A 15,680-nucleotide genomic window follows, 5' to 3' on the forward strand; every position below is an offset into this window, starting at 1 on the left:
GGTGCTTACGGCGTTTCCGTCAGCAGCCCGTACGCCGTCGCCACGAACGTGTCCCCCCGGTGCACCCGCCGCGTTGCCGTCGCCGCCACCGTGAGCCCCGAGTCCGGGCGGAAGCCCAGGAACGCCTGCTGACCCAGCGTCGCCCCGGCGTGGAAGAGCACCCGACCGTACGGGGACGGGTGCTGGAACCACGTGAGGGTGTGGGTGTGCGCGTGCCGCAGGCCGCGCCGCAGCAGCGGGCGGGTCACCTCGGTGAGCGCGGCGCTCAGTGCCGGGTCCCGGGGCTCGGGCCCGCCCACGTGCGCCTCCAGGAACGTCAGCAGGTCCAGCGGGGTCGCCCGCACCGCGCCCGCCGCCGTGAAGCCCCCGGTGTCCAGCGCGGGCACCGGTGTCCCGTCGCGGCGGCGGCCGACCGCGTCCGTGCCGTCCGGCCCCGGGCGCACCCGGGTCGCGTCCAGCCCCAGCGGGGCCAGCACCTGCTGGTGCAGCAGGACCTCCCACGGGGTCCCCGTGGCCGCCGCCAGGGTGTGGCCGAGCACTGAGACGGCGAAGTTGGAGTAGCGCCAGCGGGTGCCGGGGCGGCGGCGCGGACGGGCCCGCAGGAAGGCCCGGACCACCCGGTCGGCCGGATAGCCGCCGTACGGGCCGGTCGACCAGCGGGGCACCGCCTGCGGGTAGAAGTCGGCGGGCAGGCCCGGCAGCCCCGAGGTGTGGGTGAGCAGATGGCGCAGCGTGATCCGGCGCACCGCCGGGTGTACCGGGAGGCCCGGGGCCAGCAGGTCCGCCGCCCGGTCCTCGTACCGCACCCGGCCCTGGGCGACCAGCCGGGCCAGCAGCAGCCCCGCGTACGGCTTCGACGCCGAGCCCAGCTCGTAGGTCAGCAGCTCCCGGGGGACCGGGCCCGGCGCCGCGCTGCCGCCGGTGTGCACCGTGCGGACTCCGCCCCGGCTGACCGCGAGCACCAGGTCCGGTGCGTCGACGGCGCGGGCCGCCTCGGCGAGGAGGCGGGCGGTGGCCGAGGCGCCGGGGGCGTCCACGCGGACCGCGGTCACGTCCGTCATGCCGGGGCCGGTTCGGCGCTGAGGCCGGACAGGGCGCGGGACATCGCGAGCGCCGAGGCGAACGCGGCGACCAGCGTCGGGTGGTAGACGAGGTCGAACACCGCCTCCTCGTCGCCCTCCGGCATCCCGCCCACCACCGGCATCGCCCCGTCCGGCTGCTGGGCCTGCGCGAACCCCTGCCAGGCCGCCGGGGCCGGCGTCGGGGACGGCAGGCAGGCGTCGACCACCAGCAGCTCGCCCAGCAGGTCCCAGCGTTTCAGGTCCAGCCAGTCGTCCAGCCAGGTGGGCAGCCACAGCGTCAGGTAGTCGGCGATGTCGGCGGGGAGGCCCGCGGGCTTCTCGCCCCAGTCCGTGAGGTGGAAGACCGTGTGCGTGATGTCGTAGCCGATGTGCCCCTCGACCGTCCACGGCTCGGGCCGCCGCGCCAGCCAGGTGCGGGCCAGCGCCGCCGTCTCCGGAACGCTCGGCTCCACCCCGAACCGCCGCTCGATCGCGCTCAGGCCGAGCCGCCGCACCGGCAGCACCTCCAGCGCCGCCCAGCTGGCCAGCCGGTGGTTGAGCCGGATCGCGGACTCCAGGTCGGGCTGCCGGTAGCCGAGCTCCCGGAACGGTACGTAGACCTCCAGCGGCACCGGCGAGAGCGGTTCGCGCCGCTGGCCCTCCAGCAGCCGCGCCCCGGAGCCCAGCAGCTCGTGCCAGGCGTGATCCAGCAGCTTGTGGGCGAGCGCGGACTGCTGGGAGCCCGCCACGCCCTCGCGGAAGATGACCTTGCCGATCAGCGCGAGCTCGCCCAGCGGCTTGAACCGGTCCAGCATTCCCGCCTCCGGGGCCGGGTCGGCCTCCAGCCGGAACCCTTCCCGGTGCTCGTACAGCCAGCCCAGGGCCTTCGCCCCGACGTCGTGGATCTGCTGGATGCCGCTGCTGCTCATGGGGCTCATGGGGTGTGCCTTTCCCGGCCGGGCCCGGCCCCGGCCGTCCGCCGCGTCGGCCCCGGCGACCGCAGCGACCTCAGGGACAGGGCCGCCGCGAAGGCCGTGACGAGCGTGGAGTGGTAGCAGTCGATGAAGGGGTACGGGTCCGGTGGCGCGTCCTCGTGCACCGGTACGCCCGTCTCCGGCACGCAGCCGCTCGTGTGCTGTACGTCGGCGAGCACCGGCCAGACCGTGTCCAGCAGGGCCGTCGGGGGTGGCCCCGGCAGCGAGGCCGCCACCGCCAGCAGCTCGCCGGTCAGATCCCACTGCCCGCTCTCCAGACAGCCGTCGGCCCACGCGGGCAGCCAGGTCCGCAGATAGCCGTCGATCCTCTCCGGCACGCGGTCCGGCATCCGGCCCCAGTCGGTGAGGTGGAAGACGGTGTGGGTCAGCGCGTAGCCGGACGGGCCCTCGAACATCCACGGCTCCGAGAGGCCGCCCAGCCAGGTCCGGGACAGGACCCCGCCGGCGTCCGTATGGGTCACCACCCCCACCCGCCGCTCGGAGTTGACCAGGCCCAGCTGCCGGTTGGCGTGCTGCTCGGTGTGGGCCCAGGCGCGGGTCGCGGTGAGCGGGCGGGCGAGCGCCTCGAAGCCCTCGTGGCGCAGCCCGTACCCGGCGAAGGCGGCGTAGATCTCGTACGGGTACGCGGCGAACGGCTCGGCGCGCAGCAGCTCCAGGAGGAGGTCGCCTCGCGCGACCTGCTGCCAGGCGTACGCGACGAGGTCCCCGGCCAGCTCGTGTTCCGGGGTGCCCGGGGCGGTGGCGCGGCGGATCGTGGAGCCGAGCTGGGCCAGTTCGCCGAGGGGTTTGAGGGTGGCGTTGACCTGGGTGTGGGGTTCCAGGACGTCGTCGGGGAGCGTGAAGTGGCTCCGGTGGGCGTCGGTCCAGGCCAGGGCCCGGCTCAGGACGCGGGGCAGGGCGGCGAGCGCGGCGCCGGGGGAGGGGGGCATGCCGGGGGACGCGCCGGGCGAGGCGTGGTCCCGGGGAGGCCGGCCCGAGCGGCTGCGGGGGTCCGGACGCCCCCGGGGGCCCTGCGTCGCGGTCGCCGTCATCGCGCTCTCGCCTCGGCCATCAGCCGGGCGGCCCGCACCTGGAGGGTGACGCGGGGGTCGTGGCCTCCCATCAGCTCGACGAAGTCCAGGCCGCGCTCCAGGCCCAGCGTCGCCGGTTCGCCGCCGACCGCCGCGAGCCAGCGGCCCGCGCCCGCCGCCTGGAGCCAGTCGCGCCGCCGGACCGCGCGGACGAAGCCGCGCGACAGGTCGACGGCACGGTTCGCCGCGGCCCGCTGGACGGCCGAGGGGGAGGCCGGGACGGCGAGCGGGGCCAGGACGGACAGCTGGTGGGTGAGCGCCTGCCAGGGGGCGTCCTCCAGCCAGGCGGCGTCGGGCTCCTCGTACGCACCGGGGGCGCCCGGGGACGGGGGCGCGATCCGCTGGAGCGTGGAGATCATGTGCCAGTGGCTCCAGGCCGTGGCGGCCGGGGCGTCGGGCTTGGGCGGGAACTCCCGTACCGCCCGGTCGAGCACGGCGACGTCGCCCGGATGCGGATGACGTCCGTGGAGAACACTGGGCAGCAGCAGGTCGGCCCCGATGACCCGCACGGCGGCGATTCCGGTCCGGTTCTCCTCGTCGATTCCCGCCGCGCCGCACACCGTGGCGAGGTGGTCCCCGCTCCGAAGAGCGAGGACCACCTCCGTTGCCAGGTCATGCACGGCGCCCGCCAGCGGGGACGAGGCATGTGTCTGGTCCATGTGGCGACGACTAGCCCTTCTTCGGGCGCGGGGTCGGGGGCGAGAGCAGCAGAGCGCCGCCGCCCGCGAGGAGCGCGAGGTACGCGCATTCGCGCGAGTCCCGGTACAGCCCCTCGGCCTCGCCCGGGTTGAGGGCCGCGTCGAGATCGAGCTCGATGTCGGTGGCAGTGGTGTCCGTCGTGTACATGGGTTGTTCCCCGTCCTGTGGGAAATGGGGTGGACGTAATGAGTGAAAAGGAGGAATGGGGGTGCCGCAAATCGGGCTGCGACAACCGTGGAAATTACGCATTCAATTGAATGGTGAATTCCTGGGGCGAGGGCGGCATGAAAGGCCGGAAATTCGGGGAGGGGAAGGAGTGGGTACGGGGGTCGTGCGCGGGCGCGTTCACGCTCGCCTCCCGGCGCGACAGGGGCGCTCGGTGACCCGGCGGTCACGGCCTGTCCTGCTGCGCGTCTCTGTCCCGCCATGCAGGGGCAAAGGGCGGCAAAAGGAGGCCAAGAACGCACCAATATCGGCCCTGAGCTGGTGCGTCCATCCGCGTCCAGGTGTCCACTGGAAGGGACGGGCCACCTGTTCGAACCCCTCGGGCGGGTCGGCCGTCCCCGGAGCGCTGACCGGCGGACAAGAGGAGCGGGCATGAGCGAGATCGCAGCGACCACCGTCCATGAGGCGTACGCCTTCGCCTGCATGAGGTGCGGATACGGCTGGGAGCAGTCCTACGAGATTCAGCACCACACGGACGTCCACGGCCACGACTTCGTCGTCTACACGGCCGACGGCGAGCGTGTGCCGTCCCCGCTCTCCACGCCCACCTGCACCAACTGCGGCGGACACGTGGTGCGCATCATGCGGGCGGGGCGGGTCGCCGGTGTCCAGGAGCTCCTGCGCAAGCAGTCCGCGCCGCGCGAGGCGGAGGACCGGGCGGTGTCCGTCGCCGCCGCCCCCGAGCGCCACTGGCGGCTGTCGGACCTCCTCCATCCGTTCCACCGCAGGTGACGTCCCCCTTGGTGCGCCGGACGCCGATGACGTACGGGGGCCGGGCCCTCGTACGATCGTCGGCATGAGCCGTACCGAAGCCCCGCCGCTGCCCGAGCCCCTGCGGGTTCCGGTCGCCGACTCCCACACCCATCTGGACATGCAGGACGCCACCGTCGAGGAGGCCCTCGCCCGGGCCGCCGCGGTGAACGTCACGGCGGTGGTCCAGGTGGGCTGTGACGTGGCGGGCTCCCGTTGGGCCGCCGAGACCGCGGCCGCCCACGCCGCCGTCCACGCCTCGGTCGCCCTGCACCCCAACGAGGCCCCGCGCATCGTCCACGGGGACGTCGAGGGCACCGCGCGGCAGGGCGCCCGGGAGCCCGGCGGCAAGGCGGCGCTGGACGAGGCGCTCGCGGAGATCGACGCGCTGGCCGCCCTCGACCACGTGCGCGGGGTCGGCGAGACCGGTCTGGACTTCTTCCGCACGGGCCCCGAGGGCGTCGCCGCCCAGGAGGAGTCGTTCCGCGCCCACATCGAGATCGCCAAGCGGCACGGCAAGGCGCTGGTCATCCACGACCGCGACGCGCACGCGGACGTCCTGCGGGTGCTGGCGGACGCGGGCGCGCCCGAGCGGACCGTGTTCCACTGCTACTCCGGCGACGCCGACATGGCCCGGATCTGCGCGAGCGCCGGATACTTCATGTCCTTCGCGGGCAACGTGACCTTCAAGAACGCCCAGCCGCTGCGCGACGCGCTCGCCGTCGCTCCGACCGAGCTGGTCCTCGTCGAGACGGACGCGCCCTTCCTCACCCCCGCCCCGTACCGCGGACGGCCCAACGCGCCGTACCTCATTCCGGTCACGCTGCGCGCCATGGCCGAGGTGAAGGGCCTCGACGAGGACGCGCTGGCCGCCGCGATCTACGACAACACGGCACGCGCGTTTGACTTCTGAAGGCCCCGGAGGTCTTCCCGGCACCCGACACGGCAACCCTGAGTAGCCGTACCGCTTTGGATAGTCACCGCGGCTCCGCTATCGTCCCGGGCGCACCAGGGCCGCGCGGCCCTGTGGCCCTGGGGGGTCGGCGGGCGGAACTTCGGGAGCGGCGTGAGCACTTCACAGGGCAGTCACCGGGCAGCGCGCGGCGGACGCAGGGGACGCACGGCCCTCGCGCCGCCGCTCGCCCCGGCCCCGTACGCCCCGCCCGCGCCGGACGGGTTCCACGAGCAGCTGACCGTCGTCGACGGGGCCTGGGCCGCCGGGGCGGTGCACGACCCGACCATGGTGGACGCCCCGCTCACCGGCTTCCCGTTCCCCGGCACCCGGCTCACCGGCACCCCCCTTCCCACCCCGCCCCCCTCCGTACCGCGCCAGTCGCCCTCGCGCGGCGGGGCCGGGTCCCGGCGGGCGGCCAAGCGGCGGCGGACGCTCGTCGCGACCCCCGAGAGTCTGCGGCGCCTTCTCCCCCGGGCCCTCGTCGTCGCGTTCCTGGCGGGCGGCACCACCGCGTTCGTCGCCAACGACAAGGCCGTCCGCCTCAGCGTCGACGGCACGCCCCGGACCCTGCACACCTTCGCCGACGACGTCACCGAGCTCCTGGCGGACGAGGGCGTCACCGTCGGCGCGCACGACGCCGTCTCCCCGGCCCCCGGCACGGCCCTCGACCACGGCGACGAGGTCGTCGTCCGCTACGGGCGGCCGATCACCCTCACCCTCGACGGCGTCCGCCACCAGGTGTGGACGACCGCCGGAACCGTGGCCGGGGCCCTGCGCGAATTCGGGGTCCGCGTGGAGGGGGCGTACCTCTCCGCCGCCCGCTCCGCACCGATCAGCCGCACCGGCCTGACCCTCACCGTCCGCACCGAACGCACCGTGACCTTCATGGCCGACGGCCAGGAACGCACGCTGCGCACCAACGCGGCCAGTGTCCGCGAGGCCGTCGCCGAGGCCGGGATCACGCTGCACGGCCAGGACACCACCTCCGTGGACCCCGCGAGCTTCCCGCGCGACGGCCAGACGATCTCCGTCCTGCGGATCACCGACACCCGCGAGGTGCGCGAGGAGACCGTCCCGTACGCCGTCGAACGCAGCGAGGACCCCGAGCTGTTCCGGGGCGTCGAGGTCGTGGAGCGGGCGGGCCGCAACGGGGTGCGCCGGGTCACGTACACCGTCCGCACCGTCAACGGGGTCCGCCAGAAGCCCCGCAGGACCGCGGAGGAACTGGTCCGCCGGCCGGTCAGCCGCGTCGTCCGCACCGGCACCCGGCAGCGGCCCGACTCGGTCGCCGGGGCGGACGGGCTGAACTGGGGCGCGCTGGCCGCCTGCGAGTCGGGCGGGCGGCCGGGGGCGGTCGACCCGAGCGGCACCTACGGGGGGCTGTACCAGTTCGACACGCGGACCTGGCAGTCCCTCGGCGGCGTCGGACGCCCCCAGGACGCGCCCGCCGCCGAGCAGACGTACCGGGCGAAGAAGCTGTACGTACAGCGGGGGGCGAGTCCGTGGCCGCACTGCGGCCGTAGGCTTACCGGGTGAGCAGCACAGAGCCCGACGCCCTCCTGGGCCCCGCAGACATCCGCGACCTGGCCGCGAAGCTGGGCGTACGCCCCACCAAGCAGCGCGGTCAGAACTTCGTCATCGACGCCAACACCGTCCGCCGCATCGTGCGCACGGCCGAGGTCCGCCCGGACGACGTCGTCGTCGAGGTCGGCCCCGGGCTCGGCTCGCTGACCCTGGCGCTGCTGGAGGCGGCGGACCGGGTGATCGCGGTCGAGATCGACGACGTCCTCGCGGCCGCCCTGCCCGCCACGGTGAACGCCCGGATGCCGGAGCGCGCCGACCGCTTCGCCCTGGTCCACTCGGACGCGATGCTGGTCACCGAGCTGCCGGGCCCGGCCCCCACCGCGCTGGTGGCGAACCTCCCGTACAACGTGGCCGTGCCGGTCCTGCTCACCATGCTGGAGCGCTTCCCCAGCATCGAACGCACCCTCGTCATGGTCCAGTCCGAGGTCGCCGACCGGCTCGCCGCCCGCCCCGGCAACAAGGTCTACGGCGTGCCGTCGGTGAAGGCCAACTGGTACGCGGACGTCAAGCGCGCCGGGGCCATCGGCCGCAACGTGTTCTGGCCCGCCCCGAACGTCGACTCCGGCCTCGTCTCGCTCGTCCGGCGCACCGAGCCCATCGCCACCACCGCCTCCCGCGCCGAGGTCTTCGCGGTCGTGGACGCCGCCTTCGCCCAGCGCCGCAAGACGCTGCGCGCGGCCCTGTCCGGCTGGGCGGGCTCCGCGCCCGCCGCCGAGGCCGCGCTCGTCGCCGCCGGGGTCTCCCCGCAGGCGCGCGGGGAGGCGCTGACGGTCGAGGAGTTCGCGGCGATCGCGGAGAACAAGCCGGCGGCGTCCGGGCTTTCCGGAGGCGACAAGTGAGCGTCACCGTCCGCGTCCCCGCCAAGGTCAACGCCCAGCTCGCCGTGGGCGCCGCCCGCCCCGACGGCTTCCACGACCTGGCCAACGTCTTCCTCGCCGTGGGCCTGTACGACGAGGTCACCGCCACCCCCGCCGACGAGCTGCGCATCACCTGCTCCGGCCCGGACGCCGCCCAGGTCCCGCTGGACACCACCAACCTCGCGGCCCGGGCCGCCCTCGCGCTGGCCGAGCGGTACGGCATCGAACCCGCCGTCCACCTCCACATCGCCAAGGACATCCCGGTCGCGGGCGGCATGGCGGGCGGCAGCGCCGACGGGGCGGCCGCCCTGGTCGCGTGCGACGCCCTGTGGGGGACCGGCGCGAGCCGCGACGAACTCCTCGCGATCTGCGCGGACCTGGGCAGCGACGTGCCGTTCAGCCTGGTCGGCGGGGCCGCGCTCGGCACCGGACGCGGCGAGAAGCTGACCCCGATCGAGGTGGGCGGCACCTTCCACTGGGTCTTCGCGGTGGCGGACGGCGGCCTCTCCACGCCCGCGGTGTACGGCGAGTTCGACCGCCTCACGGCGGACACCGAGGTCCCCGAGCCGACCGCGTCCCCCGCCCTGCTCGCCGCCCTGCGCTCGGGCGGCTCCGGCGCACTCGCGGCCGCCCTGGGCAACGACCTCCAGCCCGCCGCGCTCTCCCTGCGCCCTTCCCTCGCTGACACCCTGGCGGCGGGCACGGCGGCGGGGGCCCTGGCCGCCCTGGTCTCCGGCTCGGGCCCGACGACGGCGTTCCTGGTCGAGGACGAGTCGGTGGCCCTCAAGGTGGCCGACGCGCTGCTGACGTCCGGGACCTGCCGCAGCGCGCGGGTGGCGGTGTCGCCCGCGCCGGGCGCGCACGTGATCTGACACCTCTCGCACCCTCCTGCCCCTCGTACTCACCGGGCAAGTGAGTACGAGGACGCTGCCGCACCCCGGCCGGCGCACGCGACCGTACCCTCATGGGATCAAGTGTTCGTGAACTGGCCGGGGCGACGCCCGCCACCCGGGACCGCTACGTCGACCTGCTGAGGGTCGCCTCGCTCGCCGCGGTCGTCCTCGGCCACTGGCTGATGGCAGCCGTCACCCCGGACGGGGTGGGCAACCTGCTGGCGGTCGTTCCGGCGCTCCAGCCGCTGACCTGGCTGCTCCAGGTCATGCCGGTGTTCTTCTTCGTCGGCGGCTTCTCGCACGCGCTGTCCTACCGCTCCCTGCTCCGCAAGCGCCCCGGCGGCTCGACGGACTCCGTCTACTCGGCGTTCCTGCGGGCCCGGCTCCAGCGGCTGCTGCGCCCCACCATGGTCTTCGTCCTGGTGTGGGGCGCGGCGGCGCTGCTGGTCCAGCTCCTCGGCGGGGGCGGCGGGCTGAGCGGCGTCACCCTGCGGATGGTGACCCAGCCGCTGTGGTTCATCGGGATCTACCTGGCGATGGTCGCGTTCACCCCGCCGCTGCTGAGGCTGCACGAGCGGTACGGCTGGGGGGCGTTCGCCGCACTGGCGGGGGCGGCCGCCGCTGTGGACGCCCTCCGCTTCGCGGCGGGAGTCCCGTACGTGGAGTTCCTCAACTTCGCCTTCGTCTGGCTGGCGGTGCACCAGCTCGGGTTCCTGCGCGCCGACGGCCACCTCCGCCTCCGCCGCCCCGCCCTGCTCGCCGGTGGCGGTCTGGTCACCGCCGCCGCGCTGGTGGCGTTCGGCCCGTACCCGCTGTCCATGGTCGGGATGCCCGGCGAGAAGGTCAGCAACATGGCCCCGCCCACCCTCGCCCTGCTCTGCCACGGCCTCTGGCTCGTCGGCGCGGTCGAACTGCTCCGCGCCCCGGCCGCCCGCCTGCTGGAGCGCCCCCGGGCCTGGCGCACGGTGGTGGCCGCCAACGGAGTGGCGATGACCGCGTTCCTCTGGCACCTCACGGCGATGTTCGGGGTGTACGGGGCGATGCTCGCCCTCGACGCCCCGCTGCCCGAGCCCGCGTCGGCCGCCTGGTGGGCCCAGGTCCCCCTGCGGATCGTGCTCGCCGCGGCCCTGACCGCCGGCCTCGTCGCCGCCTTCCGCACCTTCGAGCGCCCGGCCCCCACCGCCCCCGCCGCAGGCCACGGCCCCCTCGCGGCCCTGGGCGCGACGCTCTGCCTGCTCGGCGTGCTGGGCCTGTCCATGGTCGGCTTCGGCGGCCTGCTGGAGGGCCGCACGGCCCTGCTGATCGCGATCCCGGTCAGCGCCCCGGGGGCCGTCGCGATGACCCTGTGCGGCTGGCTGCTGGTGGAGCGGGCGGGGCGGGGGCCGGGCAGGGGTCAGCGGCCGTAGTGGTAGCGGCCGTAGTGACGGGGTTGGGCGGCGAGGCCCCCGGGGTGACTCGCCGTCCGCCCCCGGCTGACCTCGCCCCTCTGCCTCCCCCTCACCAGCCCGTCATCACGCCGCCCAGGAGCAGCGGCGCGGCCAGCAGGGCGAGCAGTTTCACGACGAACGCCCTGCCGTCCCGGCCCGCGCCCTCGTTGCCGCCTTCGACCCCGCCCGTGCGGCGGACGACGAACGCGGCGACGATGCCCAGCGGGAACAGGATCGGTACGGACTCCAGGAGGGGCGGACGGGCCCCGCCCGCCCAGCCCGCGGCCCAGGCCCCGGCGAGACCCGCCAGTACGGCGAAGAACACCTGGCCCGGGGCGAACCACCGGTTCTCCAGTGCGTCGACCAGCTCACCGAAGCGGGTGCCGGCGATACGGGCCCGGAAGGCGCTGACGAGGAAGGCGGCCAGAACGGCCGCTCCGGCCACGAGGAAGGCCCAGCGCAGCACGGTCGCGACGACGGTCATCGGCAGAAACCTCTCTCCTGACTACCCGGCTACCAGCAGTTCTTGACGACGCCGTCGATGCCGAGGATCTCGGCGGCGATGGCGCCGATGCCGCCGCCCGCCTCCTCGAAGACCTCCATGATCCCCTTCTTGAAGGTCTTGCCCTTCTTCGCGGGCAGCTCGGCCGGGGCTGCCTGCGCCGAGGTCGCCGTGAGGAGAACGCTCGTCGCGGTCATGCCCGCGACGGCGACGGCCGTACGGCGGAGGGAGGTGCGGCTGAGTATCGAGACAGGCACGTGAGGTGTTTCCTTCTGGTGGTGCTCGGGAAGTGATGACGCCCGGTCGGGTGAACGCCGTTCGGCGCGGGTCGAGTTGTAACGAACCGCGCCGAACGCCCGCAAGCACCGTTGGCAGGATGTGGCGCGCCTGCCCCTTTTCATGTGATTTTTTCGTCCTGCTGTCGGGGGAGTGCCCCCGACAGTTGTCGGGGGGCCGCAGCGGTCCCCTCAGCCGCTGTGGACCGTTGCGGTCCGGGGCAGCCGTGCCCTGACCAGGAAGCCGTCGTCGGCCGGGCCCGCCTCCAGCGAACCGCCCAGCAGCGCCGCGCGCTCCCGCAGCCCCACCAGCCCGAGCCCCGGCCCCTCACCGGGGCCGAGCGCACCGGTCACGGGTGCGCCGCCGGCCGGCGGGCCGTTGGTGACCTCGACCAGCAGGACGTCGTCCCTCGATGCCGTCCGCGCCGGGCATGTGCATGTCCACCAGCGCCACGTCCGGCCGGTGCCGACGGGCCAGCTCCAACGCCTCCCCGGGGCCGCAGACCGCCGACACCCGGATGTCGTCGGCCGACTCCAGGATGCGCCTCAGGCCGTCGCGTACCAGCGCGTCGTCGTCCACCACCAGAACGGTCACCGGGACCGAACCCATAGATTTCCCCCCGCCCATCGGCAAAAGCACCCACACGAGGCTATCCCGGCATCCGGGCGGTCCCGGACCGGCCCGAGGCCGCACGACCGGCCCCCCTCCGCCGCGCCGTACCCTGGGAAGGTCGATCGATCCCCCGGACAGGAGTGAAATGGCCGTCAATCTGGTCAATGTCGAGCAGGTCAGCAAGGTGTACGGCACCCGTGCCCTGCTCGACGGTGTATCCCTCGGGGTGTCCGAGGGCGACCGGATCGGTGTCGTGGGCCGCAACGGCGACGGCAAGACGACTCTCATCCGGATGCTCGCCAAGCTGGAGGAGGCGGACACCGGCCGCGTCACCCACAACGGCGGACTGCGCCTCGGCGTCCTCACCCAGCACGACTCCCTGGACCCGGAGAAGACCATCCGCCAGGAGGTCATCGGCGATCTCGCCGACCACGAGTGGGCGGGCAGCGCCAAGATCCGCGACGTGCTCACCGGGCTCTTCGGCGGGCTCGCCCTGCCCGGCTTCGAGCACGGGCTCGACACCGTGATCGCCCCGCTCTCCGGTGGCGAGCGCCGCCGTATCGCCCTGGCCAAGCTCCTCATCGACGAGCAGGACCTGATCGTCCTCGACGAGCCCACCAACCACCTCGACGTCGAGGGCATCTCCTGGCTGGCCGGACATCTGCGCGCCCGCCGCTCCGCCCTCGTCTGCGTCACCCACGACCGGTGGTTCCTGGACCAGGTCTGCACCCGCATGTGGGACGTCCAGCGCGGCACCGTCCACGAGTACGAGGGCGGCTACAGCGACTACGTCTTCGCCCGCGCCGAGCGCGAACGCATCGCGGCCACCGAGGAGTCCAAGCGGCAGAACCTCATGCGCAAGGAGCTGGCCTGGCTGCGCCGCGGCGCCCCCGCCCGTACCTCCAAGCCGCGCTACCGCATCGAGGCAGCCAACGAGCTCATCGCCGACGTGCCGCCCCCGCGCGACACCAGCGAGCTCATGAAGTTCGCCAACGCCCGCCTCGGCAAGACCGTGTTCGACCTGGAGGACGTGACCGTCCAGGCCGGGCCCAAGACCCTGCTCACCCACCTCACCTGGCAGCTCGGCCCCGGCGACCGCGTCGGCCTGGTCGGCGTCAACGGCGCGGGCAAGACCTCCCTGCTGCGCGCCCTGGCCGAGGCCGCCCGCACCCAGGGCGACGAGCAGCCCGCCGCCGGGAAGATCGTCGTCGGCAAGACCGTCAGGCTCGCCTACCTCTCCCAGGAGGTGCACGAGCTGAACCCGAACCTCCGCGTCCTGGAGGCCGTCCAGCAGGTGCGCGACCGGGTCGACCTCGGCAAGGGCCGCGAGATGACCGCGGGGCAGCTCTGCGAGCAGTTCGGCTTCACCAAGGAGAAGCAGTGGACGCCCGTCGGCGACCTCTCCGGCGGTGAGCGCCGCCGCCTCCAGATCCTGCGGCTGCTGATGGACGAGCCCAACGTCCTCTTCCTCGACGAGCCCACCAACGACCTCGACATCGAGACCCTCACCCAGCTGGAGGACCTCCTCGACGGCTGGCCCGGGTCGATGGTCGTCATCTCCCACGACCGGTTCTTCATCGAGCGCACCACCGACCGGGTCATGGCCCTCCTCGGGGACCGTGCCCTGCGGATGCTGCCGCGCGGAATCGACGAGTACCTGGAGCGCAGGCAGAAGATGGAGGAGGAGTCCACCCCCTCCGCCGCTGCCGCACCCCGTACGTCCGCCGCCCCCGCGGCCGCCCCGGCCGTCTCCGCGCAGGAGGCCCGCGCCGCGAAGAAGGAGCTGCAGAAGGTCGAGCGGCAGCTCGACAAGCTCTCCACCCGCGAGACCGCGCTGCACAAGCAGATCGCGGACAACGCCACCGACTTCGAGAAGGTCGCGGGGCTCGACGCCGAACTGCGCGAACTTGTCACCGAGCGCGACGAGCTGGAGATGCGCTGGCTGGAGCTGGCCGAGAACGCCTGACCGGCACCGCCGGGGCCAGTGGGGCCGGCGGGGCCGGAAGGGCTGGTGGGGTGTCAGGTGCTCGTGGGCCGGGTGGTAGAAACGGGACAGCAGAGACTGGACCGTATGTTCGAGGGGAACCACACCGATGTCGCAGCCGCCGCAGGGCAGCCCGGGTGAGCAGGGCGGCTTCGGCGCCCCGTACGAACCACAGCCGGGTGTGTACGGAGACCCGGCGCAGTACGGGCCGCCTCCCGGCCCGTACGGCTATCCGCAGCCGCCGACACAGCCGGCCCCCCTGCCGTCCGGCGGACCCGGCGGACCCGGCCGCCCGTCCCGGGGCCGGGCCGCCGCGCTCGTCGCCGCTGTGCTCGCCGGGGTGCTGGTCGTCGGGGCCGGTGCCTGGTTCGTCGTGGGCGGCGGTGACGACGAACCGGACAGGAAGCCCGTTGCCAAGGGCACGGAGAGCGCCGCCCCGAAGGAGCCGGACACCCCGCCGAGCCGGAAGGCGACGCCCGACCCCGGAGCCCCGGAGCTCAACAAGGGCCGCAAAGAGGGCGAGGCCCCCGTCCGCTGGATCCAGAAGAACGGCGTGGACCTGCCCGAGGGCGGCGACTCCGCCCTCGGTCCCTGGATCGTCGGCGACACCGTGGCCAAGGCCATGTACCGCACCGCGTCCGCCTATTCACTGGCCGACGGGGCGCAGGAGTGGAGCCTGCGCCTGCCCTCCGACGTCTGCGCGGCACCCACACGGCCGACCGCCGACGGGAAGATCGTCATCGGACTCATGTCGGACACCACGGACCAGTCGTTCTGCAACAGACTCCAGATGATCGATCTGGCCACCGGCAAGGCAGGCTGGACCGCTTCGTACGACCGCTCGGAAACCCAGGACGCGCTCTCCGACATCGTCATGGCCATCAACGGAGACGTCGTGACGGTGGGGCGGACCACCCTCACCGACGCCTACCGGATCAGCGACGGCAAGCACCTGTGGGGCAAGCTTCCCGGCGGCAGCTGCCAGCCGTACGGCCTCACCAGCGGTGCCGTCCCGCTCGCCGCCGTCGACTGCCGCAAGCAGCCGATCGACCCGGCCGAGGAAGAGGTACGGCGCATCGACCCGGCCACCGGCCGGACCGTGTGGGCGTACAAGGTCAAGAAGGGCTGGAAGGTCGACCAGTTCTACTCCGTGGACCCGCCGGTCGTCTCGGTGCGCAGGGGCGATGCGGAGGAGGAGTGGGCGATCGTCATGCTCGACAGCGACGGCACCTACCGCGCCCAGCCCCAGGCGGGCAACGAGGACTACGACGTCCGGTGCGCCGGCGACGTGCGCAACGATGGCGGGAACCTGGACCACTGCATCGGGGCGGCGGCAGACGCGAGCACGTTCTACCTCGCCACGAAGGCCCCGGAGGACAGCGACGACAAGACCAACGCCGTCGTCGCCTTCGACAGGACCACCGGCAAGCGGAAGTGGAAGGTCGACGCGCCTGCCGCGCAGACCCTGCTGCCGTTGCGCGTCGAGGGCGGCAAGGTGCTGATGTACCTGAGCCCGCCCGCGGCCGGGGTGAAGGGCAAGGGCGGCGGCATCATGGCGCTCGGGCCGCAGGGCGGACCCCTCCAGCCGGTGCTGCGGCACCCGGCGTCCGCCGCGGCGACCGAGCGCACCTTCTACGACCCCCTGGTCCACTACGCCGACGGGCGCTCCCTCCTCATGCACGGCTACGTCACCGGGCCCTCCGACAAGGAGGAGTTGGAGCTGAAGACCATGATCGCCTTCGGCGACTGACCGTCGCCTCCAGCCGCAGAACGACCGCACGTGAGAACGA

General features: G+C 73.9%; 17 protein-coding genes. 8 read left to right on the forward strand and 9 right to left on the reverse strand.

Translation table 11 applies throughout. The annotated features are described in order from the left end of the window. Nucleotides 1–5: 5 nt before the first annotated feature. Genes ACZ5WC_RS17145 through ACZ5WC_RS17165 form a run of 5 tightly spaced genes read right to left on the reverse strand, consistent with a single transcriptional unit; the run spans nucleotide 6 to nucleotide 3,972 of the window. Nucleotides 6–1,061 carry a serine hydrolase domain-containing protein gene (locus ACZ5WC_RS17145; protein ID WP_468541549.1) on the reverse strand — a complete coding sequence of 352 codons (1,056 nt, stop codon included), beginning with the start codon at nucleotides 1,059–1,061 and terminating at the stop codon, nucleotides 6–8. Beyond that, entirely contained in the window at nucleotides 1,058–1,999 is a 942-nt protein-coding gene (locus ACZ5WC_RS17150; protein ID WP_468541550.1) for a DUF6895 family protein, read from the reverse strand. Before ACZ5WC_RS17150 ends, ACZ5WC_RS17145 begins: the two co-directional genes overlap by 4 nt. Further along, nucleotides 1,996–3,087, reverse strand: a complete 1,092-nt coding sequence (locus ACZ5WC_RS17155; protein WP_468541551.1) for a DUF6895 family protein — start codon at nucleotides 3,085–3,087, stop codon at nucleotides 1,996–1,998. The genes ACZ5WC_RS17150 and ACZ5WC_RS17155 overlap by 4 nt, the downstream gene beginning before the upstream one ends. Then, nucleotides 3,084–3,785 carry a hypothetical protein gene (locus ACZ5WC_RS17160; protein ID WP_468541552.1) on the reverse strand — a complete coding sequence of 234 codons (702 nt, stop codon included), beginning with the start codon at nucleotides 3,783–3,785 and terminating at the stop codon, nucleotides 3,084–3,086. Before ACZ5WC_RS17160 ends, ACZ5WC_RS17155 begins: the two co-directional genes overlap by 4 nt. A gap of 10 nt (nucleotides 3,786–3,795) precedes the next feature. Further along, on the reverse strand, nucleotides 3,796–3,972 hold the full coding sequence (locus ACZ5WC_RS17165) for a hypothetical protein (RefSeq protein ID WP_096627915.1): 177 nt from the start codon (nucleotides 3,970–3,972) through the stop codon (nucleotides 3,796–3,798). 450 nt (nucleotides 3,973–4,422) lie between these two features. Here ACZ5WC_RS17165 and ACZ5WC_RS17170 point away from each other — a divergent pair, with 450 nt between their 5' ends. The 6 genes from ACZ5WC_RS17170 (at nucleotide 4,423) to ACZ5WC_RS17195 (ending at nucleotide 10,495) form a co-directional block, all read left to right on the forward strand. Next, on the forward strand, nucleotides 4,423–4,782 hold the full coding sequence (locus ACZ5WC_RS17170; protein WP_096627913.1) for a hypothetical protein: 360 nt from the start codon (nucleotides 4,423–4,425) through the stop codon (nucleotides 4,780–4,782). A gap of 64 nt (nucleotides 4,783–4,846) precedes the next feature. Next, nucleotides 4,847–5,713, forward strand: a complete 867-nt coding sequence (locus ACZ5WC_RS17175; RefSeq protein ID WP_468541553.1) for a TatD family hydrolase — start codon at nucleotides 4,847–4,849, stop codon at nucleotides 5,711–5,713. A 153-nt stretch (nucleotides 5,714–5,866) separates the two neighbouring features. After that, nucleotides 5,867–7,291, forward strand: a complete 1,425-nt coding sequence (locus ACZ5WC_RS17180; protein WP_468541554.1) for a ubiquitin-like domain-containing protein — start codon at nucleotides 5,867–5,869, stop codon at nucleotides 7,289–7,291. Further along, nucleotides 7,288–8,178 (forward strand): 16S rRNA (adenine(1518)-N(6)/adenine(1519)-N(6))-dimethyltransferase RsmA, encoded by an 891-nt coding sequence (gene rsmA, locus ACZ5WC_RS17185; RefSeq protein ID WP_468541555.1) that lies wholly within the window; start codon nucleotides 7,288–7,290, stop codon nucleotides 8,176–8,178. Before ACZ5WC_RS17180 ends, rsmA begins: the two co-directional genes overlap by 4 nt. Then, complete coding sequence (locus ACZ5WC_RS17190) at nucleotides 8,175–9,068, forward strand: 4-(cytidine 5'-diphospho)-2-C-methyl-D-erythritol kinase (RefSeq protein WP_468541556.1); 894 nt, start codon at nucleotides 8,175–8,177, stop codon at nucleotides 9,066–9,068. Before rsmA ends, ACZ5WC_RS17190 begins: the two co-directional genes overlap by 4 nt. A 92-nt stretch (nucleotides 9,069–9,160) precedes the next feature. After that, complete coding sequence (locus tag ACZ5WC_RS17195; protein ID WP_468541557.1) at nucleotides 9,161–10,495, forward strand: acyltransferase family protein; 1,335 nt, start codon at nucleotides 9,161–9,163, stop codon at nucleotides 10,493–10,495. Nucleotides 10,496–10,586: 91 nt separating this feature from the next. On the opposite strand, the gene ACZ5WC_RS17200 is transcribed toward ACZ5WC_RS17195, so the two are convergent. The 4 genes from ACZ5WC_RS17200 to ACZ5WC_RS17215 all read right to left on the reverse strand — a co-directional run bounded on the left by ACZ5WC_RS17200 (nucleotide 10,587) and on the right by ACZ5WC_RS17215 (nucleotide 11,933). Further along, nucleotides 10,587–11,000, reverse strand: a complete 414-nt coding sequence (locus ACZ5WC_RS17200) for a hypothetical protein (RefSeq protein ID WP_468541558.1) — start codon at nucleotides 10,998–11,000, stop codon at nucleotides 10,587–10,589. A 29-nt stretch (nucleotides 11,001–11,029) separates the two neighbouring features. After that, nucleotides 11,030–11,275 carry a hypothetical protein gene (locus ACZ5WC_RS17205; RefSeq protein WP_468541559.1) on the reverse strand — a complete coding sequence of 82 codons (246 nt, stop codon included), beginning with the start codon at nucleotides 11,273–11,275 and terminating at the stop codon, nucleotides 11,030–11,032. Between the two features lie 210 nt (nucleotides 11,276–11,485). Continuing rightward, nucleotides 11,486–11,647 carry a hypothetical protein gene (locus tag ACZ5WC_RS17210; RefSeq protein ID WP_468541560.1) on the reverse strand — a complete coding sequence of 54 codons (162 nt, stop codon included), beginning with the start codon at nucleotides 11,645–11,647 and terminating at the stop codon, nucleotides 11,486–11,488. Next, nucleotides 11,622–11,933 carry a response regulator gene (locus tag ACZ5WC_RS17215; protein ID WP_468541561.1) on the reverse strand — a complete coding sequence of 104 codons (312 nt, stop codon included), beginning with the start codon at nucleotides 11,931–11,933 and terminating at the stop codon, nucleotides 11,622–11,624. Before ACZ5WC_RS17215 ends, ACZ5WC_RS17210 begins: the two co-directional genes overlap by 26 nt. Nucleotides 11,934–12,051: 118 nt before the next feature. Between ACZ5WC_RS17215 and ACZ5WC_RS17220 the strand changes: the two genes are divergently transcribed. Both ACZ5WC_RS17220 and ACZ5WC_RS17225 read left to right on the forward strand, forming a co-directional pair. Next, entirely contained in the window at nucleotides 12,052–13,872 is a 1,821-nt protein-coding gene (locus ACZ5WC_RS17220) for an ABC-F family ATP-binding cassette domain-containing protein (protein ID WP_468541562.1), read from the forward strand. Nucleotides 13,873–13,999: 127 nt separating this feature from the next. Next, nucleotides 14,000–15,640 (forward strand): outer membrane protein assembly factor BamB family protein, encoded by a 1,641-nt coding sequence (locus ACZ5WC_RS17225; protein WP_468541563.1) that lies wholly within the window; start codon nucleotides 14,000–14,002, stop codon nucleotides 15,638–15,640. The last annotated feature ends 40 nt before the right edge of the window (nucleotides 15,641–15,680 follow it).

This window comes from Streptomyces sp. NPDC033165 (assembly GCF_055577965.1).

What these genes read in the sequence shown, in the direction of transcription:
- ACZ5WC_RS17145 (WP_468541549.1), bottom strand. Translation starts at nt 1,061, where the DNA reads ATGACGGACGTGACCGCGGTCCGCGTGGACGCCCCCGGCGCCTCGGCC.
- ACZ5WC_RS17150 (WP_468541550.1), bottom strand. Translation starts at nt 1,999, where the DNA reads ATGAGCCCCATGAGCAGCAGCGGCATCCAGCAGATCCACGACGTCGGG.
- ACZ5WC_RS17155 (WP_468541551.1), bottom strand. Translation starts at nt 3,087, where the DNA reads ATGACGGCGACCGCGACGCAGGGCCCCCGGGGGCGTCCGGACCCCCGC.
- ACZ5WC_RS17160 (WP_468541552.1), bottom strand. Translation starts at nt 3,785, where the DNA reads ATGGACCAGACACATGCCTCGTCCCCGCTGGCGGGCGCCGTGCATGAC.
- ACZ5WC_RS17165 (WP_096627915.1), bottom strand. Translation starts at nt 3,972, where the DNA reads ATGTACACGACGGACACCACTGCCACCGACATCGAGCTCGATCTCGAC.
- ACZ5WC_RS17170 (WP_096627913.1), top strand. Translation starts at nt 4,423, where the DNA reads ATGAGCGAGATCGCAGCGACCACCGTCCATGAGGCGTACGCCTTCGCC.
- ACZ5WC_RS17175 (WP_468541553.1), top strand. Translation starts at nt 4,847, where the DNA reads ATGAGCCGTACCGAAGCCCCGCCGCTGCCCGAGCCCCTGCGGGTTCCG.
- ACZ5WC_RS17195 (WP_468541557.1), top strand. Translation starts at nt 9,161, where the DNA reads ATGGGATCAAGTGTTCGTGAACTGGCCGGGGCGACGCCCGCCACCCGG.
- ACZ5WC_RS17200 (WP_468541558.1), bottom strand. Translation starts at nt 11,000, where the DNA reads ATGACCGTCGTCGCGACCGTGCTGCGCTGGGCCTTCCTCGTGGCCGGA.
- ACZ5WC_RS17220 (WP_468541562.1), top strand. Translation starts at nt 12,052, where the DNA reads ATGGCCGTCAATCTGGTCAATGTCGAGCAGGTCAGCAAGGTGTACGGC.
- ACZ5WC_RS17225 (WP_468541563.1), top strand. Translation starts at nt 14,000, where the DNA reads ATGTCGCAGCCGCCGCAGGGCAGCCCGGGTGAGCAGGGCGGCTTCGGC.